This is a genomic window from Streptomyces sp. RLA123, assembly GCF_056270165.1.
Window position 1 is genome coordinate 1,589,047 of the sequence record NZ_JBWDOR010000003.1, and the last position, 21,653, is coordinate 1,610,699.

Genomic DNA, 21,653 nt, shown 5'->3' on the forward strand with positions numbered 1-21,653 from the left:
GGCGGCGACCCGCACGCCCTCCCCGCCCGAGGCACTGCTGCCACGGTGGAGAGGAGGCGTGCCTGTCCGTTCAATCCGGATAAGGCTTGAGTGTGCCCAGGCGCTGGAGTTCCACGATGTGCTCCGCCGCACGCCGCGGTGCTTCACCACCAGTCACGAGTACTCCCGCCTCGATATTGCGTCGTGCCGCGGACTCGGTCAGGTTGGCACTGCCGAGGAAGAGCTTGCGTCGGTCGGCAACCGCGAGTTTGGCGTGCTGACGGGAGTGAGCGTGACCGGTCGGGTCACGTGCCCAGTGCCACAGGCGTAACCCGGGCACGGATGCGAACGCCTCAGCGGGTTCCCTGCCCGAGAGGAGTCCACGCGCGCCGGCCAATGTCTCCACCACGACATGGATCTTTACGCCCCGCGCAGCAGCCTCCGTCAGGGCCTGTGTCAGTGCCGGATACGGTCGGGCCGCGTACGTCATGGCCAACAACTCGTCACGAGCCTCTTTGATCACCCCGACGAGCACTTGGGCAGTCGCACGCACCGGAACGGTCGGCGTCGAGGGGCCGCTCCACACCGTGCGGACCTGCACCTTGTCCCGGGCACGGAGCATGGCAGCGACATAACCCCGCAGATAGGCAGCCGCCTCCGTGGAAGGCACCGACTCCGCGGCCATCGCGTCGTACAGCCTAGCGACGGCTTCCGTGACTCCAGGCGTCGCCAGCTCCGCCAAAGCCCGCTCCTTGCCGCGCCGTCGTGACAGCAGGCCGGCGAGATCCTTGCCCCGAGAGAGGCCGAGGGCCGCCACGGCGTCCTCCGCGGCGGCCTCGAACTCGCTGCGGCTCACGGCAGCAGACCAACCGGTGTGAGTACCTGTTCCTTGTCTCCGGAGAGCGGGACGAGGAAACGGCGGTCCAGAAATCGATTGGCGCGTTCACATGTGGTTTCGGATACGAAGAGGCAGACGTGGCATGCGGCTCCATGGAGGTAGTCACCCGGGTCGCGCGGCAGCCGCTCGGAGCAGAGGGGATCGGCCGAGCAGTGTCCGGCATCCGCGAGGGCACGGCGGACGATCCGGTCGAAGTCACGCTCTTCGGCGAGGGAAACCAGCCCTCCGAGGGTGCCCTCGGAGTCCGGAACCGCGGTGTAGATGAGGATGCCCGTCCTCGGGTTCTGTTCGTCGCCGGCATAGATCCGCTCGGCGAGTGAGGCCGAGTTGTAGCCGCATTCCAGGGCGATGGTGCGGATCAGCAGGTGGGAGAGGGTGTGCAGGGCGATATATCGCGCTCCGGGCCAGCCGTGGAGAGGGTCGAAATCACTTGTCATGCGGTCCGACTTGCGGTTCGCGCGGAATCGGCCGTACGCCTCCCTGTGCTCGCCCATCGGCGGCGACTTCTCCATTCGCGTCACCCACTCAGCCATGAGGTCGTCCCGCACGCGGAGGAAGATGCCTTCTCCACGCACCTCACTGGCCGGCACCCAGTTCTGCATCCCGCGGGACAGATCGACGCGGGTGGCAATCTCCGGCGACTCAGGGTCAGGCGCGTCGAGCCGGGTGAACCCGATCAAGGCGCGCGCCTCGCGCAGCCGCTCGACCTGGCGTACGTCGCCGAAAAGCTCGCTCAGGGGGGCAGGAACAGGGACCTGCCGCAAGGCGAAGTCATCGCTGGGCGGGGGCACGGAACCGGACAGCGCGTCCCATTCGGGCCCGAAGAGATCGGCCTGGACGTCTGGCGCAGAGGGAGCCGGTCCACTGGTCCCCTGCTTGCGAGCCGCAATCGCCGCGACGACCGCGTCGGCATCGAACTCCATGAGGAACCCGAACTTGGGCATGCTCGCCAAGAACTCGAACTGGCTGCGGTCGCCGATGATTTGCAGGTCAGGCCAGTGGTCGTCGAGGAGCTTGTCGACATCACCACCCGGAGCCTTGGGAAGGGCCAGTGCGCTGAGGGTGAGCGGGAACCACTGGTTGGACGCACCGGCCACCATCAGCACCGCCTCCTGACCGCAGCCGTTCGTCTCGAACGTGCCGAGGTGCGCGTGCCGTCCCCGGCACTGCGGCAGGTTGCGCCGGCCGCGTTCGCCCATCGCTTCCCGGATGTTGCGCTTCTCGCCACAGGCGACGCATTCGATGGTGACATTGGCGGCCTGGTTGCCGCCGTGGTCCTTCATACGCAGCTTCGGACGGAGGGTCTTGCTGCAGGCCTGTCCGTGGTGGACGTATGCGGTGTACGGGAACTCGTCGAGATGGCCCGCGGTACAGACGAGGGTGAAACGGGCCGCCACGGCGAGCGGCTTCCCGCGCTTGCAGTCGTGGAGGAACTTCGCCTCGTGCGGAGTGCGCGGGTTGGAGTTGACGAAGGTGAACTCGCCGGAATCCACGGCAGCGAGCACGTTGCAGGCGGTGCAGCGGAGCCACTGGGGAAACGGCGTGACCGGCACACCCACGCCCTGTGCGGCCCAGCCCCTGGGGTCCGTGTCGCCGCCTTCCAGCCACGGGGCGGCGCGCAACTGCTCGATCTGCCCGCGCCCATAGCGCTGGAGGGAACGGTTGACGGCGGCGCGCAGCCGGGGCTCGTCGATGTCGTAGTCGGTGATGCCGGAATAGCTCCAGGTATCGGTCCCCTTGACGAGAACCGAGAAGTTCGGCAGGTCGACGAGAGAACCGATGCCGGCGGTGAACATGAGGTGGCTGGGGCGTACGGAGCCGACCCTGCGATTGCCGTGGGCGCTCATTGCTGTGCCTTCCTGGGGCCGTACTCGTCGCTGTCCACGGTGGCCGCCGTGTCGGGGTCAGGGTCGCTATCGGTGTTGGACGCACCGAAATTCCAGTCGGGGCCGCTGCCTGAGGACTCTTCGAGGAACGCCCCGCCGCCGGGCAGCAGGAGGTTGATCTCGTTCTCCGTCTCGCGCATCGACATGCCTACGGTCAGCTCGGTCCACTGGGTTCCGTCCGCCCGCCTCAGAAGCCCGCTCACGATCGTCGTCTTGCGCTTCTCTTTGCGGTAGCCGAGCGCCGAGCTGTTCTCGTCACGCTTGCGGCGCCATTCGTCCTTCAGCCGGTCCAGGCGTTCGCTCAGGTATTGACGTGGCCGCTCGCCTCCTACCCGGTCGGCCCGTTCAAGGAGCCGACGTTCGACGTCCCGGGCAATGGGTCCGTCGAGGTCGACATGGTGGGCGTCAAGGTTGCGAGAGGTGTCATACGCCGCATGCCGTAGCGCGGCGACATAGGTGGCGGCGATGCCCCGGTCGAGAGCGCGGCGGGTGAACGGGGTGACAGAGAGAGCTTCGACCTGGCGGTAGAACGTGGCGTGGTAGTGCTCGAAGTCCTCGTAGTGGGCAAGGTCTCGTGGGCGTGACCAGTTGTAGAGGGTCACGACGAGCCCTGGCCGCCGGGCGTCACGGCCGACACGCGAGGACGCCTGGATGTACTCGGCGGTGTTCTTGGGCTGACCGACGACGAGCATCAGACCGAACCGCGAGACGTCGACACCCACCTGCAGCATGGAGGTGGCAAGGACCACGTCGACGGCCTGTCGGGCGGCCGGCGTCATGGCAGCACGAGGCTCTCGCTTTTCCTTGATCGACGCCGCGTACTCGCGAAGGAAGGCGCGCCGTCGGTCCGAGGTGTCACGCTCGGGGTCGAACTCGATCTCCAGCCGCTTGAGGGCCGCGCCGATGTCAGCCGAGGAAATACGCGAGGTCAGTTCCTGGATGCTGAGCATGCCGGCTCTGCTCACGATGCGATCAGCCAGCGTTTCCTGGCCCTTGCGACTGCCGTTGGAGCGCACACGGGTCGTGATGTCGTCGTCCATGTATCGCCGCATGCCCGCCAGTTCCCGGGTCGCGTTGAAGTAACCGACGAGCGTCATGTAGGGGTCGGCCGGCTTGCCGTAGTCGTCGAAGAGCTGCTGCCCGGCAAGGAGCAGGATCTCGGCGACCCGGATCTCGGCTGCCTTGAGGCGGGTACCGTGCGCGCACACGCCCAGGTAGCGGCGGCCGGGGTTCTCACGACTCAGCTCGACTTGTCGGGAGAAGAACGTGTCGCCGACGTCGAGCACCTGCGGAGGGAAGACTGCGACCTTGCGGCCGAAAACTCCGCGCACCTGATCGGCAGCCCGTTTGGTGGTCGCGGTCGATGCGACGATCTTCGGCCCGACCTCGTGGCGCTGTCCCCGCTCGTTGGTGACGCTCCAGGTGCACAGCTGATCGACGGCGGCTTCGAAGAGGCCGACGGTGGTGCCAAGCGCGCCGGAGATCAGGTGGAGTTCGTCCTGAATGATCAGGTCCGGAGGACGCAGACGGGTGACGGGCTGTGCGGTGACACCGGGTAGGTCGCCCTTCGCGTTGTGGCGGCTTCCGCACCCGGTCTTGGCGTCGAGGTCGTCGTGACGGTAGCCGTGGCGGGGGCAGAGCTCGGTGACCCTGCCGAACAGAAGACCCGCGTACCCGTTCCAGGGCAGCTGGGCGAACTTGTCCACCGTGGCGATCAGCAGGGACGGGGCAAGCCGGTAGATCTCCTCGTCGACAGTGAGCACGGGGATACCTTCACCCGGCGATTCACGGCGGGAGAAGGGGCACCGGTCCTCGCCCTCACCGCGCGGGCAGTACAGCAGGACGCGCCGCCGGCCTTCGTCGTACTCCATGTGGGAGCGGGCCGTCAGTCCGGTGCCGCACCACGGGCAGCTGAGCAGCTGAAGAACGCGCGCGTGTTTGTCGCTCGCGCTTTCCTTGGCGTCGGCGATCTGCTCCTTGGCCTCATCGAACCAGTTGGGCGAGACGGAGGTACCCACCCAGAGGCCGATGCGGAACGGTGTGACGCCCCAACGCGAGTCTCGCGCGAACGCCTCGCGGCGCAGAACCTCGCAGGCGCTGACCAGTGCGGCGGCGCGCTGGAACTGCTGGGCGGTCAGGAGACGCAGGGTGTAGCGCATGAGGACGCCGACACCCGCTTCACCGCTGCGTGCCTCCGTTCCCGAGCCGACCGTTCCCTGCAGGCGCCGCAGCGCGAAGGTGTAGGCGGCGAGGCCGAGATACGCCTCGGTCTTGCCACCGCCGGTCGGGAAGAACAGCAGATCGACCAGGGCTTCCCGGCCGGTGCCGCGGTGGGCGTGCCCGGGCTGGGTCAGGGAGTCGAGGTTCAGCAGGACGAAGGCGAGCTGGAAGGGGCGCCAGCTCGCGGCGTCCTTGCCCTTGGCGTAGATCTCGTCCGACGCCTCTTGGTATGAGGCGCGATCGTCCTCGCGGCCGGCGCGGGCGGCGGCAATGGCGGTGTTGCGGCGCTGGAGGGCCATGGCACGGTTGGCGAACCGGAAGGCTTCCAGGGCCGTGTCGTCGGCCACGAGCCTGTCGATACCCAGTGTTATGCGGTCGCAGATTTCCAGCGCTTGCTCAATGGCGGTTTCAGCTGATTCACGCAGGTCGTGCGGGAGCGTGCGCGCCCTGTGGCGCTGCTGCTCAAGCCAGGTGCCGTAGCCATCCGCGAGCGGGGCAAGCGCGGCACTGAGTTCCGTCCGGCGGGCCGGTACCGCGAGTGCGGCCAGTTCGTCCATGCCGAGCTCCAGCCCGCCGAGGAGTTCCTGCTCCTCGAGAGTCGGTGCCGTGGTGGCTCTGACGTCGTACTCGGGCAGCCAGGTGGTCGTGAGGCGGTGCGCGTTGCGCTCGCCGTCACGGACATGTGCGCGCACAGCGACGTTGCGCCCATTGGCGTGGCTGAGGCTGTCCCGGTAGAGGAGTCGAAGCCGCCGCTCCTCGCGGTCTTCGGGGGCATTGCCGCGGTTCCCGGGATCGAGCGGGTCGTCGACCGGGAGGAAGATCGCGGCCTGGTCGTCGGGAAAGGCGGTGACGTCGATCTCGGGCTGGAAGAGCCAGTGGGCGTCTCGAGCCTCCCGGCTGTCCTGCTGCCGGTTCACCAGGGCCAGTTCGACGACGCGCAGGTCTTCGGCACCGGCTCGTCCCCCGTGCTGCCGTACCTGAACGTCGAGGACGACGGCCCCGCCTTCGAGCTCGACGGTGTTGTCGGCCGCACCGGTGACGTCGATGTCCACCGGATGTTCGACCGGCTCGCGGGACCAGATCCTGCGGGTCGTGCCGCGATCCGTCGCTTCCTCCGACTGTGTGTAGCGGCCCCAGCGAACGAAGGCGCTGAGAGTGCCGACGGAGGCGGGAACCGTGAAGGACAGCCCCATGGACGATGCCCAGATATGGCCGGCGGCCTGCGGGCTCAACCGGTCCTGAGGCTCGCCGTCATCGCCTTCCTGCTCGTCACCCGACTCGCCGTCCGCGCTCTGGGCGGCCACGACGGCGATCCGGTCTGCGGTGACCGCCTGGGGCCGCGGACCGAGCATGCCCACGAGATACCGGTCACGCGGACCGGAGGAGGCGCTCGGCAACGTCTCAGCCTCACCGTCCCAGGGCCCGAGGAGATCGCGGCGGATGTAGGTCACGAGTCCGTCCCGCACCGCGAATGAGTCCCCGGCACGGAAGGTCTGGGACACTTCGTCGAGCGGGTGCGGGACAGCGGCCTGGGCAGGCTGGGCCGGCATTCGGTGGGTCCTTTCGGACGGGTCCGGTGGAGCACGAGCATGGCGTGATGGTCGGCAACACGAGAAATATAGACCGTTGACTGAGTTCACACAATGAGTACGCGGTACTCCCTCGCTCGTAGGTGCGACAAGTCTCTAGGCTGTGCCTCGACCACCGCCCGCTTGCGGCCCGAGGACACCCATGCCCCGACTCGCACTCTCCGACGACTTCGTCGCGGATCTGATTTCGCTGCAGAAACCCGTCCAGAAGGAAGTCAACGACGCGATCCAGATGTTCCGGAGCATGACCGTCCCCCAGCTCCATGCCAGCAAGGGCATGCACCTGGAGAAACTGACAGGGGCGCGCGACCACCGGATTCGCACCATACGCATCACCAAGTTCTACCGGGGGGTTCTCCTGGCCCCCGACGACGGCAGCGAGCTGTTCACGCTCCTTCGGGTCGCTCCGCACGACGAGGCGATCAACTGGGCGTGCAAGCGGGTCTACTCGGTCAACGGGGCCACCGGAAGCCTGGAGGTGCGCAACGTCGATGCCATGGAGCAGATGGAGACCTACTTCGAAACGAAGGCTGTCACAGCCCCCGCCCGCCTCTTTGAAGAGCACTCCGACACCGTGCTGCGTGACCTCGGCATCGACGACCAGGTTCTGCGCCTGGCACGCGTCTGCGTCACGGCCGACGATCTGACAGTCATGGCGCCGCCCATGATGCCCGCCGACCAGTACGAGGTGCTGGAGTTCCTGGCAGCGAATTACTCGGCCCAGGACGTCTGGGAGCAACTGATCGCCCCACGGGGGCAGACCGTGCGCAGCGCGGAGGATCGTCCGACGGTGACCCTCAGCGAAGCCATTCTCAACACGCCCAACCGCATGGTGGAAGTCACGGGCCCCGGGGAGCTGGAGCGGATCCTCAGCGAGGACCTCACCCGTTGGCGCATCTTCCTCCACCCCGCCCAGCGCCGGTATGCGTACCACCCTGGTTTCAACGGACCCGCTCAGGTCACGGGTGGCCCCGGCACCGGCAAGACGGTCGTCGCCCTGCACCGAGTCCGGCATCTGCTGCGCACCGGCAGTGAGGGCGAGCGGATTCTGCTGACCACCTTCACGAACGCTATGGCGGCAGCTCTGCGCGACAGCCTGGCGCTTCTGCTTGGCGAGGCGGATGCACACCTGCTGAAACGGGTCGAGGTCACGACCGTGGATTCAATCGCTGCCCGGGTCGTCCGCGAGGCGCGTGGCAGTTCGCTGAAGCCCCTTTCTTCCCCCGCGGAGAAGAGCGCCTGGACGCGTGCCATCGCACGCGAGGACCTCCCGTGGACGGAGCAGTTTCTCTCCCAGGAGTTCCGCAACGTCGTGCTGGCGCAGGGGCTGCGTACGCCCGAGGAGTATCTGCGCTGCGTACGGAGGGGGCGCGGCACCCAGGTGGGGCGAGTGCAACGGGCCCGGCTGTGGCGTGTCATGGAACGGTTCACGACGGACCTCGCCTCGCGCGACTCGGCCACGTACACCCAGCTGTGCGACCAGGCGGCCGGGATCCTGGCCGAGAGCGGGCCGCGCTACCGTCACGTCGTCGTGGACGAGGCCCAGGACCTCCACCCGGCCCAGTGGCGCGTGCTGCGCGCGTGCGTCGCTCCTCAGTCCGACGACATCTTCATCGTCGGCGATCCCCATCAACGCATCTACGATTCCCGTGTCTCGCTGCGCTTGCTGGGGATCAATGTCCGGGGGCGTACGTCCCGGCTGCGGATCAACTACCGCAGCACGGAGGAGATTCTGCGTTGGTCCGCATCCCTGCTCGACGGTCAGCCCGTGGGCCGGCTCGGTGAGGACGACGAGGATGACGGTGGGCGGGATTCGCTCCGGGGCTACCGCTCCCAGCTGCACGGCCGTTTGCCGGCGGCCCGCGGATACACGAGCCAGGACGAGGAGCTGCGAGCGCTGGTCGAGCAGATCCGGACCTGGATCGACCAGGACGGTGTCAAGCCGTCCGAGGTCGCGGTGTGCGCTCGTTTCAACACTTTGGTCGACGCCGTGATCACCCGCCTGCGGCGGGAGGGCATTCCAGCGGTCGCGGTCAAGGACGATCCGGGACCGGATGTGTCGGGGGTCCGAGTGGCCACCATGCACGCCATGAAGGGGCTGGAGTTCCGTTGCGTGGCCGTCGTCGGCGTGACGTCCAGCGTGCTTCCCTTTGCCCCGCAGGTGACGTCGGTCGAAGTGGATGCGGTACAGCACCAGTCGGACCTGCTGGCCGAACACTGCCTGCTCTTTGTGGCCTGCACACGGGCCCGCGACGCGCTGGCGATCTCGTGGAGCGGTGAGCGGAGCCGCATGCTGGATCCGGTCGCGGGCTGAGGGCCGGCGGTGCCGCCGCCCGAACCCGGCTTGGGGTTCGGGCGGCGACGCCCGGGGTGTTCAGACCCGGATCTCCCGGACGACGACCTTGTGGGTCTTGTTACGGGAAGCGTCGTAGGAGATCTCACGTCCCGCCGACTGCCACATCAGCGCATGCCCCAACGGAGACGAAGGAGAGACGATCTCCCCCTCGTCAGTGGGCAGTTCGGCGACCGTGTACAAGGTGTCACTGTCGACCTTCCCGTCGAACTCCAGAACGAGCAGCGAGCCGGGGACCACGACCTCGGGCACGGCCGCCTGCCCGACGCGTACGGCGTCGAGGAACGTCCGCAGGAAAGCCAAGCGCTGCGCACGACGGTCACGCTGATCAGCCTGCGTCTTCCTCAGGAACACGAGCTTTGCCGCGTCCAATCCTTCGGGGGTCTCGTCAGGAGCATCGACGGCGGCCTGCAGTTCCTGCATCTCGCGCACCAGCCGGTGGAAGGCTGCGGCAGGGATCTCTTGCACGGGGAGCGCGCCCTGCACGCTCCGGGTCGGTACCTCCTCGCGCCGAGGCTGCAGCACCGGGGCGACCGATCGCGCGCCAGGCCTGGCCGCTGTCGACGTCGTGCGGGGGCGCGGCGTCATCCGGATCCTGTCCCGCGTCGCGGTGGTCGCAGGCTCCGGCGTCGCGGCGGGCTCGGATGCACGTACTGCCAACCGAACGGCCGGGGCGACATCGACCGGGCGGGAATCCGCATCTGAGCCCGCGTCGTCCGTGTGCTCGTCGTCCGCGGCCGTCCCATCCGGGCCGTCCTCGTCCACCACCGGCTCGGTCGGCGCCGCGGGAGTGCCGGGCTCCTGGGGATCCTCGCGGAACGGCTCGATCCCCAACCGCTCCAGTTCCTCCCACAGCGGGGCGAGCGCCTGTTCGCGGTCGAAGTGGAACCGGCTGCCGCGGATACGGACAAAGCTCCAGTCGACACGTTCCAGGTCACGCTGACGGGCGGCAGCAGTGGACGCGTCCTCACCCTCGGCGAAGGTGTCGCCGTCGCAGGCGACCGCAAGTCTGCGGGTGCCGCCCTCGACGACCAGGTCGATCGTGTGGCGGCCGACGCGGTACCCCGGCCGCACCCGATAGCCGCGCTCGGTCAGCTCCAGGTACACCTTCTGCTGGAACAGGCTGTCGAACGCTTCGTGCCTTACGTCCGGGAACACTTCCCCGTTGACCGCGGCGGTGTCCTCCTCCGCGGGCCGGGTGAGGTGATCGAGCCACTGCCGGCGCAGGTCGTTCTCGTGGAACTGCTCGGGGCGCGCGCTGTGAAACACCCATACCTGGTCCTGCGCGCGGGAAGCGGCGACGTTGAGGCGCTGCTCGTACGTCTTCCCGTTGAAGCCTCCCGGCACGGTGCCAGCCGCACTGGTCGCAGAGTTGACGCAGGAGACAAACATGACGTGCCGCTCGTCGCCCTGGAAGTCCTCGGCGTCACCGACCCGGATGCGGCGTTCCTCGCGCTGCTCGTAGTCGAGGCGCTCGGCGAGCAGATTCTCCAGCTCCGCCAAGTGTCCCTTGCTGGAGCGGAGGCTGATCACGCCCATGGTCTTCCCGGCGTACGCGGGATCGGCGCAGCAGCGCACGATCGCGTCGACGAGCGCCTCGGCCTCGGCGGGATTGGCCAGCCGCGTGTTGGTGCCGAGGGCTTCACCGCCCTCGACGTGCACGGTACGGACCGGGGGCAGCCGATCTGCGCCGTACTGGCGTAGGGGCTGGAGACGGCCGCTGTAGCAAAGCTCGTTGGAGAAGGAGATGATCTCCGGCATGCACCGGAAGTGCTCCTTGAGCATGAGTGAGCCACGGCCCGCCGAGAACGACTGCGTCAGGTCGAAGAAGCTGGACTCGGGGCCGAACAGGCTGCGGACGTCGGGCTCGAGTGCGGTGAGCAGCCGGTCCCTCAGATGGAAGTACTCGTCCTGCTTGAGGCCGACGTTGGAGGGACTCACCTGCTTGTCGTCGCCGACGACGACCATCCGGTCGGCGAGCCAGCTGAGCAGCATGGCCTCGAGGCCCGATTGGCTCGCCTCGTCGACGATGACCACGTCGAAGATGCCGGGCCGGTCCATGGGCACTGTTTCCGCGACCTGGTGCAACGGCATGATCCAGGCCGGTACCGCCGTCTGAGCCTTGCGCAGGGCGTCCTGGGCGTCACGCCGGTAGCGGTGCTGGTACTTGCCCTTGATCCGGCGAGCGGCCAGCTGGTAGGCGCTGAGGGCTCGGGACTGGTCGCCGGTGAGCAGCCCGAGGCAGCGGTGCCAGGCCCGGGCGGCGGCGAGCCGCGCAAGCATGATGCGCGCCTCGTCGTCTGCCTCCGTCAGCCGGCGACGCAGGGTTCGCTCGGCCTCCGGATCGGTGAGCCGCTCCATGCGCTCGCGCCACGCGGACCACGCCCAAGTCTCCGCGAGGTGTGTCAGCCGGGCGTCCCAGGCCGCGTCCTCGGGGGTATCGGTGATCCGCTCGGCGAGCGCGGGGAACGCCTCGCGTACGCGAGTGAGCGCGCTGTGCTGTTCGGACCTCAGCCGGACGGCCTCGCGGATCTCGGCAATCTCGTGGCTGAACTCGCGGTAGCCGGCGGGGTCCTGGGCGCGCACGGTGTCCAGCGCGCGCGCCACGGCGGGCGACACGCCGGGCCGGTCGGTCCAGGCGCGCAGGAGCTCCTCGGTGTCCAGGATCGACTTGCGTGAGTGCTCGGCTGCGCGCAGGGTGGCCGCCGCGCGGAGCAGGGCCCGCACGGCGTTCTCGACGGTCAGGTCGTGCCACGTGGCGACGGAGAGCTCCGCCGACGTGGCCGCGGCGGTGAGCACCTCGGTGCGGGCGGCCACGACCGCGAGAAGTGCTTCAAGGACCTCCGCTTCCTGTCGCAGGCGAGCGAGTCGCGGGCCGTGGCCCTGCCAGGCGCCGGTGGGGGCTCCCCACTCGGACTCGACCTGCGCCAGACGCAGCTCGAGCTGTACACGGGCCAGGACGACAGCCGCGGTCTCGGCATCCTCCGGGGCACGCCCGTCGACCCGGACCGCGTCCACGAACGCGCCGGAGGCCTTGGCCAGTTTCGAGCGCATGCCGAGCGGCCCACGCAGTTTCTGCCCCTGGTCGAGCCCGTCGTGCAGTGCGGTGGCCTGGCCGAGTGCGGCGGCCGGATCGTACGTCTCCAGGCCACTGACCATCGCGGTTCCGAGCGTGGCGAGCGATGTGTCGATGGCCGCGAGAGCGTCGGCGACGGCTGCCTGCCGGCTGCGCGCCTGCCAGTCCTGCCCGGCACTCACCTCCTTCAAGAGCGTCACGGCCCAATCGCCGGCCGCCGCCGCCAGCGAAGCCGCACGGCCACGCGCGGCGGAGAATCCGTCGAGCGCGGCCGAAAGCCGACGCTGTTCGGCCTCACCGAGACCGCGCACAGCCGTGTCGTACTGCTGGCTCAGCGGATCCTGCCGCACTGCCGCGTGGGCGTCCTCCGCCGAACGCACGACGGACACGGCCTCCTCGAAGTCGCCGGGACTCGGCAGCTCGGAGGGGCCGGGCACCTCAGCGGCCAGTGCCCGGTGGTGCGGGGTGAAGGCACGGGTCGCATGCAGCAGACGCAGTGCCTCATCGGCACCGACGGTCGGCTGCTCCTGGGGGACCGTGCCGAGCCAGTCGAAGCGCTCCGCCTCGGAGGCAAGGCGTTCGGCGATCTCCTGCAGGCTGCCGCGGTAGTCGCCGATCTCCGCGTCGAAGCGGTGGGTCTCCCGCTCGCGCAGCACCGCCAGGTCGCGCAGCATCGTCTGCTGCGCCGACCGGGCCGCGGCGAGCCGCGTCTGGAGGTTGCGGATCTCTTTCTGCGAGGCCTTGGGGTCGTACCCGGCGTACTCGCTGAGGATCCTCTGCACAGACGCCTCAAGCTCGCGCTGAGCGGCCGCGCCGTCCTCGGTACGGCTCACACACAGATCACGGATGGACTCCGGCAGCTTGTCCCGCAGGACACGCAGGGCGCGCGGGGTGTGGCTGGTGATGAGGACCCGTTTGCCCTGTGCGAGCAGGTCCGTGACCAGGTTGGCGATGGTGTGCGTCTTGCCGGTGCCGGGCGGGCCCTGGACGACGACCAGGCGGTTGGCGCGCAGACGCTCCGCGATCGTGCGCTGTTCCTCGTTGGCAGGCAGCGCGAAGTACATCTCTCCGCTGCCGCCGTCCGCCCCGTTCTCCTCGGCCGCCGCCAGGTCGGCGGCGGTCAACGCCCCGTTGCGACCGGCGATGTAGCCGAGCAGTTCGGTGGGAGGGGTGCCCGCGTCGATCTGGCGGGCGATGGCCTTGAGTGCGTCCATCGTCGACCGGCGGTTGCGTTCGCGCAGGACGAGGGCAGGCGTGAAACCCACCTGGGGCACGTCGAGGGTGCGCGGCTTCGCGCGCTCCAGAGTCGGCAGGTAGCTTCCGGCGCTGTGCGCGGCGTTGACCCAGCTGCGCAGGGCGGTGTGCACCGCATCGAGGTGTTCGGGGTCCGTGAGGTCGGACGCGCCTTCCAGCACCTGGACGATCGTCTCCCGGACGGGCCCGGGCACGTGCTGGGCGCCTTCCAGCATGCCCTCTTCCAGCTCCAGGCCCACGCCGGTCGGATCCGGGGCAGCGGTGAGCGTTCCGGTGGACGGATCGAGCTGGATGGTGGCCCGGTGGGTGACCAGGTGCCGTTCCACCCGCTGGCCACTCGCCGTCTGCCAGGTCAGCCGGCCGAGACCGAGAACGAGTTCGTACGCCTCGCCGAGGTTGGCGGCGTCCTCGTGCATCTTGTGCAGCCGGTCGTAGAGCCTGACCAAGGGGTCGATGGCGCGACGTCGTTCCGCCCAGGCGAGCCACTCCTGTTCCCACGCGGCGTACAGCTTCTCGATCTTTTCGCGCTCGGGGTGCTCTTCCAGCTCGTGGTAGGACTTTTCCAGCGGAGTGCCCTGGGACCAGTCCGGGAACTTGGGCTCGATCCGGCGGCGCAGATGCGGGGCACGGGTCTGCTTGAAGTCCCGCGTGCGCGTCTCGTCCACCCAGGGCGTGAGCGGGAGCTTGGGCTGAGGGGCATCCTCGCGTTCGGGGCGAGCGACGCTGAGCCAGGTCGGGTCGTCAGTGGCGAGCACTCCGTCGAGCATTACCTCGACGCCGGGCATGTCCGGCAGTTCCTCGAACCACACGGTGCCGGCTGCCCCGTCGAGCGTGCGCACGGGCCGGGCCTTCGACTCCTCCGCCTCGGCGAGGAAGCGGAAGATCTGCCGGACGCGGGTGGCATCGGTCTCGTCGGCGGAGGGCTCCTGTGCGACGGTCTGCGGGCCCTGCCGTCCGGCACCGGTTGCCTGCGCCGGCACGGCCCCGAGCTTCACCCGTCCCCTGGGCCGAGACTCGCCCGCGTCGGCAAGGCCGCCATGGCCGCCCGCGGACTCCGGCCCTGCTTCCGCGAAGAGGGACTGCTGCTGCTCGCCGAAGAGAGCCTCCTGATCCGGGAGCGGTGCCGACATCGTTCGGGCGGCCGTAGCACGGACCCCGACGGACGACGCTACGGCCGTGGTGAAGGTGACGCTCTCACGGGCGGGCGAACCCGGGAACCGGACCTCGATGTCCAGCTCTGCGACAGTGCCGGCGGGAATGCTGTACGCCCAGGTCGCCGAGACCCTCCGGCCCTTGCGCAGGGTGCCGTCGAGCACGTCGTCGAGCACGTCGGAGCTGCGGTCCTGCACCTGGCGACCGGTCTTGCCGTACGGCCCGCTCCTCACGAGCAGGCTGATGCCGTCCACATCGACGGGGCCGCCGGTGCCGTTGCTCAGATAGAGAGTGCAGGACACCAAGTCGTCGCCCTGCCGGTATCCGTAGGAGTCGCCGGGATCGGCCAACTCATACGGCACGACGTCGTCGACCCGGACATACAGCCCATCGTCGTACTGATAAACGGAACCGACCGGCTGTACGCCGTCGCCCAGGCCACTCTCGCTCTGGCTCACACGCCACCCCACTGCTCCGGAGGCCACCTGGTGGCCACCCTCGAATCCCACCCCTGGCCACGCCCAACACGTACGCGACACGCTCCCCGGCGCACCAAGTTGAGTGTGAACTCAGCACACGCGGCGAGGGTATCAGGAACACCGCCAAGGTCACCGCGTTACGGAAGCTTGCGACCATACAGCGCTCCAAAGCGAGGAGAGACCACCAAGTCCCCCCTTCGCTGCAGTCGAACGCCCCGGCGCCGGATGCGCACCCACACGATCCGCGAGCGGATCCCGATGGACTCGCTAATTGATTGACTAAGTTCACATCGGCATGCAGTCTTGGTTTGGGCGTCACGCGTCCGCTTGCGACCATCCACAGAAGAGGCACACGCGCCATGCATATGGAAGTGATCGACGTCTCGCCCGAGTTGGCAGCGGAGTGGCTCACTCGGAACACCAACAACCGCCCCCTCAGCAAGAACACGGTGCAGCAGCTGGCCGGCCAGATCCAGCGAGGGGAATGGCAACTCACGCACCAGGGCATCGCCTTTGACGAGGACGACGTACTCATCGACGGCCAGCACCGGTTGGCCGCGATCGTCAGGGCCGGCGTTACCGTGCCGCTGACCGTCACCCATGGCGTGCCCCGTACCGCGTTCACCGTGATGGACACGGGGCGCAAGCGCACCGGCCGGGATGCGCTCGCCCTCGCGGGAGAGACCAACGCGACGCACCTCGCCGCAGCCCTGCGCGGACTCCACCTCTACCTGCACGTGCCGAACTCCGCATGGAGCGGAGGCTCATCCGTAACCAGCAACGACCAGCTCCTGGTCATGCTCGAGAAGCACCCCGGCATCCGCGACGCCCTCAACCAGGGCATCGCGCTCAACCGTGGATGCCGGATCACCGTCACGGCCGCGACGATCGGATGGTACGTGACCACGGTGGCACGGCCCGACATCGATCAGTCCTCCTGGCTCGACGGGGTCGTCACCGGCGCGCGACTGGAATCAGGCGACCCTCGCCTCACCCTGCGCAACACCATGCTCAGCCTGGCCGCGGGCAATGCACACCGTCGCCGCGATGACTCGCGTGAGCACCTGCTGTACTACCTCAAGGCGTGGAATGCCTGGGTGGAAGGTCGTAGCATCAAGCTTCTGCGCCGGTCCCCCAACGAGACGATGCCCAGGCTCTCCCAGCAGACGAGCACAGCGCCAATGGTCGGACAGGCCTGACAGCAGCCTCTGCGAGCCGCACAAAAAATGGCGGCTCCGCACACGTGACGGCCTCAATCGGCTGAGCCGTGAGACATCTCGCTGCGCAGGAGCCGAAAGTCATCGAAAATCACCATCGTTGACTGTGTTCACGTTAGATTCGTGACCGCTGTGCCATCCCGGGGCAGGAACGCCGGATGGGTGGCAGATACCCGCACACCCGGCAGGGAGAGGAACCGCATGCGCGCGCAGGAGATCACCTTCCTCAAGCTCGTCCAAGGGGACAAGCAGTTCCAAGTGCCGCTCTACCAGCGCACGTACAGCTGGGGCCCGGATCAGCTGAAGCGTCTCTGGGAGGACGTCACCGAACTGGTCGACCAGCACGTCTCCGGGGATTCCACGGCACCACACTTCCTCGGCTCGGTAGTGCTGGCCCCCGGCCAGATCCAGGCCGGCGGGGTCCAGAGGTGGCTGGTCGTGGACGGTCAGCAGCGACTGACGACGCTGATGCTGGCGTTCACCGCTCTGCGCGATCACCTCAAGGAGTCCGGCGACCTGCGCGGCGTGGACAGGGTCCATCGGCAGATACTCGTCAACGAGTTCCACGAGGGCATCGACCACTATCGGCTGCTGCCCACGCAAGCGGACCGGGAGGCGTACACCGCCTGTGTCCAGTCCCGGGCCGAAGCCGGCGGGAGCGACAACGTCGGCGCTGCCTACCGCTACTTCCGCGGTGCGCTCGCCGAGGGCCAGGAGTCCGGCGACGAGCGGTGGATCGGAACGGTCGAAACCGTCCTCAAGGACCTGCTCTCGATCGTGGAGATCACCGCCGAGCCCGGCGACAACGTGTACCGCATCTTCGAGTCCATCAACAACACGGGTGTCGGGCTGAGCCAGAGCGATCTGCTGCGCAACTACGTGTTCATGCTGCTGCCCAAACGGGGTGAGCGGGTCTACCAGGAACTGTGGCTGCCCATGCAGCAGAGCCTCGGCCCGAAGAACCTCGAACTCCTCGTCTGGCTGGACTTGGTCGTACGCGGCCACCACAAGACCAAGCAGAGCGAGATCTACCGCGAGCAGCAGAAGCGGCTTCAGCCCTTGGCCGGCGACGAGAACGCATTGCAGGCGGAGATCGCGCAACTGGCCGAGCGTGGGAGGCGGTTCCTCCGCATCATCGAGCCCCACCGCGAGATGTCGCCCGCGCTCCGCGCGGTGCTGGAACGCCTCACCGCGTGGGGCGGCCAGACCCACTACCCACTCGCGCTGCACCTCCTGGACCTCATCGACGCCGGAAGTACGACTCCCGACGACGCGGCGCAGGCCCTGCTCTATGTCGAGTCCTACCTGGTTCGGCGCCTCATCTGCCAGACACCGACCACCGGCCTCAACCGTATCTTCATGGAAGCCCCGAAGGAACTGGAGACCGACCGGCCGGCCGCCGAGGCCGTCCACCGGTTCCTGTCCAGTCGGCGCCGCCGGTGGCCGAGTAACGACGAGCTGCGCGAGGCGGTCCGCAGCAAGCCCTTCTACTGGAGTGGTCGCCCTCCGCAGCGCAGCTACATCCTGCGCCGCCTGGAGGAGAGCTACCGCTCCACCGAGCCCGTCGACTTCGCCAAGGCCTCCATCAGCGTGGAGCACGTCCTGCCGCAGCGCCCGGCACCGGCATGGTTCGAGCTGCTCGCCGAAGAGACCGAGCCGAACCAGACTCCCCAGGAACTGCACGACCTGCTGGTCCACACCCTCGGCAACCTCACGCTGACCGGCGACAACTCGAAGCTCTCCAATCACCCCTTCGAGCGCAAGCAGCAGATCCTCGAGTCGAGTGCCCTGCGCATGAACCTGGAGATCGCCTCGGCGGAGCGCTGGGGCAAGGCGGAGATTCTGGGTCGTGCCGGCCGCCTGACGGAGCGGGCCGTGGAGCTGTGGCCCGGTCCGATCGGCGGGGTCAAGGCCGCCGGCGAGGAGTGGTCGGGCTGGGCCGAACTGCGATCGGCCCTGGTGGCGATGCCGAGCGGCACGTGGACGACGTACGGCGATGTCGCCGAACTCATCGGGAGCCACCCCGTGCCCGTCGGCACGTATCTGGGCTCCAATTCGTCGGTGATGGGGGCCTACCGGGTGCTCACCTCCGAGGGCAGGATCTCTCCCGCCTTCCGCTGGCCAGAGGGCAGCGAAAGGCAGCCACCGCAGGACCTGCTGATGAGCGAGGGAGTGAGGTTCGACCCTTCGGGGCGGGCCCATCGCTCGCAGCGCCTGACCGCCGCCGAGCTGGCCACCCTGCTCGGCAAGGACGTCACACAGCCGACCGAGCACGACCCCCTTCCCGACGGGGAGGACACTGCGGCAGCCGACCGGTTCCGCACGCAGTTGCAGCAGCACTGGCCGCAAGCGTCCGCTGGGGTCCTGGGAGCACTCGACTTCTGGCGCCGACAGGGCGGCTACATCGACTACGGCCGCCACGAGGAGACAAGCTGCTTCCCGACGTTGGACGTCGGTACGAGCCGGGAGCCTCACCTGATGTGGCCGATTTGGATCTACCCCGTGAGCGGGACGGTCGAGGTCGTCTTCCAGTACCTCAAGACCCGCAGTCCGTTCGACGACGTCGAACAGCGCCGCGAGCTCCTGCAGCGTCTCAACAAGATCGACGGAATCGAACTGCCCGAGGCGAAGCTGGACCTGCGTCCGTCCTTCCCGGTGCAGGTCTTCGCCGAGCACGGCGACGCGATCTGCGAGGTGCTGGACTGGTTCGTCCACACGGCGGCGCTGGACCTGGCCCGAAGGGCCTGAACGCCGCGACGAGCGCCCCCATACCCATCTGTTGTACATCCTGTTGAGCTCCGGAAGGCGCTACGGCAGGCAGCGACAAAGCTGGAAGGAGCACTCATGACAGACCGGCAATGCAATGGAGAGGTTCACAGCCTCAGAGATCGGACCATCTGCTTCACGGGCCGTGTGCATATTGACGGCGTGTGGACAGTCAGGGACAAGTGCAAGAAGAGGGCCAGGGATCGCGGCGCAACGCCGAAGACGGACTTTTCCCGAAAGGTGACCCTGGTCGTGTTCGGTGATCTCACGAGCAAGGCCGTGAGCGATACTCGGCGCAACTACGGCGACACACTGGTGGATGCCGAACTCCGGCGCCGCCAGGGGCACCACGTCTGCGTCGTGAACGAAGAAGGCTTCTCGCACTTGCTCCAAGGCAGGTCCGCCGCCTGCCTGGAGTTGCGGCGGGCAGAAGGAGGCCATGTTCACCCCGTATCGCCTACTCCGCCCGGGACGGAATGATGGGCGGTCCCCTGCGCGGTCGGCAGATCGGCCGCCACGGGCACAAGGCCCTGACCGTGGACCCCAGCACTGCGGTGCATCGTCACCAGCAGCGTGGTGGGACGCGACCCTAGTGGCTCGTTGGCCGGGCGCCGGACGTAGGTGTCACGCGCGACCGCTTGACAGCCGCGGCGACGGCACGAATCGGGCGCCATGACGCGACAGACCAGGAGGGCACCGTCGGGCTCGCGTCTCTGCCGGTGACGACGGACAGCCCGGCGATCACCACGTGCACCCCGACTACCTCCAACCGCGAGACGCGACTTCAGGAGCAGACGATGGACAACGAGATTCAGCTGATCAGCGACGGTGATGGACTGGCGGTCATCGGGAATGCGACGGACGTCGAACGCTTCCTCGTCTCGGAGGGATTGTCGTCGAAGGACCTCGGACTGCAACGGCTCAAATCCGTCGCCAGTACCGGAGCCATAGTCGCGCAGGCAGGTTCGGAGATCGCCGCCAACTCCAGTCGCTGGGTGAAGCTGACTCCGAAGGCGGCAGAGCTTGTCAAGAAGTACGGGCTGAGGGAAAGCTCGAAGACGGGACTCAGCACAGGTGTACTGAAGGGCAAAAAGGGCCAGATCAAGGGATTTGTCGAGTTCGTGAAGGGGCCCAAATCGCTTCTGACCAACCCGGCGGTTCTCGCCAATGCTGCGAAGCTCATGTCGCAGGTTGCGATGCAACAGAGCATGGACGAGATCACCGACTATCTCGCCACGATCGACGCGAAGGTCGACGACGTGCTGCGCGCCCAGAAGGACGCTGTGTTGGCCGGCATGATCGGAGTCGGCTTCGTCATCGAGGAGGCCATGACCATCCGCGAGAACAGGCATGGAGTCGACGAGGTCACGTGGTCGAAGGTACAGACCGCCCCGACGACGATCGCAGAAACCCAGGTGTACGCATTGCGTCAACTCGACGCGGTCGCGGAGAAGATGGAGCGCCAAGCCAAGATCGGTGATCTCGCCACGACGGCCAAGGATGCCGAGTCCGTGGTTCGGGAGTGGCTCGCTGTTCTTGCGCGCTGCTTCCAACTGCAGGACGCGATCGCCGTGCTCGAACTCGACCGGGTGCTGGACGCGTCCCCGGAGGAGCTGAACGGGCATCGCCTCGGGCTGAAGGCTGCACGGCAGGACCGGCAGGAACTCATCTTGCGGAGCACCGAGCGTCTGGTGGCCAGGATGAATGCGGTGGCCGGCACGGCCAACGCGAAGGTGTTGCTGCACCCGACCAAGTCGCCGGCTGTGGTCCAGTCGAGCAACCATGTCGCGACCGGTGTCCATGACTTCCACGGGCGGCTCGGGATCGAGTCCGGCCGCCAATCCGCGGAGGCGAGACGGTGGGTGGACGCGGCCGCGGAGGCGAGGGACAAGGCACTCGAGACAGGAGCAAAGGGCGTCGTTGCCGCCAGGAGCCTCGGCAACGAGACCCTCGACCGGGCCAACTCGGTAAAGGGCAGGCTCGCCAGCGGGATCGCCGAGCGGGTGCGCCGTCGGGGCGGGGACGAGGGAGAACGCAACGAGGAAGGCTGAGTGAGCGCCGACCGTCAGCCGAGTGCGCGGCCCGATTACGCCCTTAATCGCGAAGAGCCCGAATAATTCGATGCCGGGTGGTCGCGCGGTACGGAAATCTTCATCGCCGAGGATCAGGGCCCTGGCCGGGAGAGCGCAGACCAGCAGGTCCATAGGGCATAGGCCAGGCGCTCGACCACACCCACCAGCTCCGGACCGCTCACCCTAGCCGCCATGTGCATCCGGTCCTGGTACTGGAGGAGCGTCCCACCGACCCTCTCCTTCCGGACCCGTGGCGCATAGGATTCCCGGGCAGAGGCCGACAATATGGGAGGGGAAGGCAGATGCAGAAGGGCACCCTTGAGTACGAGCGGGCTCTGGACGCCGTGATCGAGATTCTGCGCGCCCGCGCACGGCAAGGTGCGACACCGCTGCAGTACGGCGAACTGAGCACCGAACTGGCATGTCTCGGCCATCATGTCCCGCCCCACGAGGGCCCGATGCCCTACCTGCTGGAAGACGCCTCGGTTCAGGAGAGCCCGGACGGCTCGCTGCCATTGCTGTCCGCCCTCGTCGTTCTGAAGGACACCGGCTGGCCGTCCGGCGGCTTCTTCAAGCTGGCCCGGCGCGCGCCGTACAAGCGGCTGGGTGACGATGTGGAGCTGTGGACCCGTGAGCTGAAGGACCTGGCGGAGCACTACGCGGGTCGCTGACGCACCCTTCCTTCAATGCTCCCGCCCCGCAGCCTCCCAGC

Annotated in this window: 9 protein-coding genes; 5 read left to right on the forward strand and 4 right to left on the reverse strand. The window is 68.0% G+C overall.

What is annotated here, in order from left to right:
- Positions 1-70: 70 nt before the first annotated feature.
- From drmC to drmA, 3 genes are read right to left on the reverse strand one after another with little or no spacing between them, the layout of a single operon-like run.
- On the reverse strand, positions 71-835 hold the full coding sequence (drmC, locus tag RV983_RS07225) for a DISARM system phospholipase D-like protein DrmC (RefSeq protein WP_475984957.1): 765 nt from the start codon (positions 833-835) through the stop codon (positions 71-73).
- A complete protein-coding gene (drmB, locus tag RV983_RS07230) occupies positions 832-2,724 on the reverse strand; it encodes a DrmB family protein (protein WP_475984958.1) in 1,893 nt (630 codons plus the stop codon). The genes drmC and drmB overlap by 4 nt, the downstream gene beginning before the upstream one ends.
- Positions 2,721-6,533, reverse strand: a complete 3,813-nt coding sequence (drmA, locus tag RV983_RS07235) for a DISARM system helicase DrmA (RefSeq protein ID WP_475990240.1) — start codon at positions 6,531-6,533, stop codon at positions 2,721-2,723. The genes drmB and drmA overlap by 4 nt, the downstream gene beginning before the upstream one ends.
- A 181-nt stretch (positions 6,534-6,714) precedes the next feature.
- On the opposite strand from drmA, the gene RV983_RS07240 reads away from it, so the two are divergent.
- Complete coding sequence (locus RV983_RS07240) at positions 6,715-8,886, forward strand: UvrD-helicase domain-containing protein (protein ID WP_475984959.1); 2,172 nt, start codon at positions 6,715-6,717, stop codon at positions 8,884-8,886.
- 60 nt (positions 8,887-8,946) lie between these two features.
- On the opposite strand, the gene RV983_RS07245 is transcribed toward RV983_RS07240, so the two are convergent.
- Positions 8,947-14,865 carry an AAA domain-containing protein gene (locus RV983_RS07245; protein WP_475984960.1) on the reverse strand — a complete coding sequence of 1,973 codons (5,919 nt, stop codon included), beginning with the start codon at positions 14,863-14,865 and terminating at the stop codon, positions 8,947-8,949.
- A gap of 380 nt (positions 14,866-15,245) precedes the next feature.
- Here RV983_RS07245 and RV983_RS07250 point away from each other — a divergent pair, with 380 nt between their 5' ends.
- The 4 genes from RV983_RS07250 (at position 15,246) to RV983_RS07265 (ending at position 21,612) form a co-directional block, all read left to right on the forward strand.
- Positions 15,246-16,085, forward strand: coding sequence for a hypothetical protein (locus tag RV983_RS07250; protein ID WP_475984961.1), 840 nt, complete (start codon positions 15,246-15,248; stop codon positions 16,083-16,085).
- A 219-nt stretch (positions 16,086-16,304) separates the two neighbouring features.
- Entirely contained in the window at positions 16,305-18,851 is a 2,547-nt protein-coding gene (locus RV983_RS07255; protein ID WP_475984962.1) for a GmrSD restriction endonuclease domain-containing protein, read from the forward strand.
- Positions 18,852-19,666: 815 nt separating this feature from the next.
- The gene (locus tag RV983_RS07260) at positions 19,667-20,920 is read left to right on the forward strand and encodes a hypothetical protein (RefSeq protein WP_475984963.1); all 1,254 of its coding nucleotides are present in this window, start codon (positions 19,667-19,669) and stop codon (positions 20,918-20,920) included.
- A 323-nt stretch (positions 20,921-21,243) separates the two neighbouring features.
- Positions 21,244-21,612, forward strand: a complete 369-nt coding sequence (locus RV983_RS07265) for a hypothetical protein (protein WP_475984964.1) — start codon at positions 21,244-21,246, stop codon at positions 21,610-21,612.
- Positions 21,613-21,653: the final 41 nt, after the last annotated feature.

Bases quoted from the DNA above. Each gene is read 5' to 3' on its own strand.
- drmB (WP_475984958.1), bottom strand. From the start codon at position 2,724: ATGAGCGCCCACGGCAATCGCAGGGTCGGCTCCGTACGCCCCAGCCAC.
- drmA (WP_475990240.1), bottom strand. From the start codon at position 6,533: ATGCCGGCCCAGCCTGCCCAGGCCGCTGTCCCGCACCCGCTCGACGAA.
- RV983_RS07240 (WP_475984959.1), top strand. From the start codon at position 6,715: ATGCCCCGACTCGCACTCTCCGACGACTTCGTCGCGGATCTGATTTCG.
- RV983_RS07250 (WP_475984961.1), top strand. From the start codon at position 15,246: ATGCATATGGAAGTGATCGACGTCTCGCCCGAGTTGGCAGCGGAGTGG.
- RV983_RS07255 (WP_475984962.1), top strand. From the start codon at position 16,305: ATGCGCGCGCAGGAGATCACCTTCCTCAAGCTCGTCCAAGGGGACAAG.
- RV983_RS07260 (WP_475984963.1), top strand. From the start codon at position 19,667: ATGGACAACGAGATTCAGCTGATCAGCGACGGTGATGGACTGGCGGTC.
- RV983_RS07265 (WP_475984964.1), top strand. From the start codon at position 21,244: ATGCAGAAGGGCACCCTTGAGTACGAGCGGGCTCTGGACGCCGTGATC.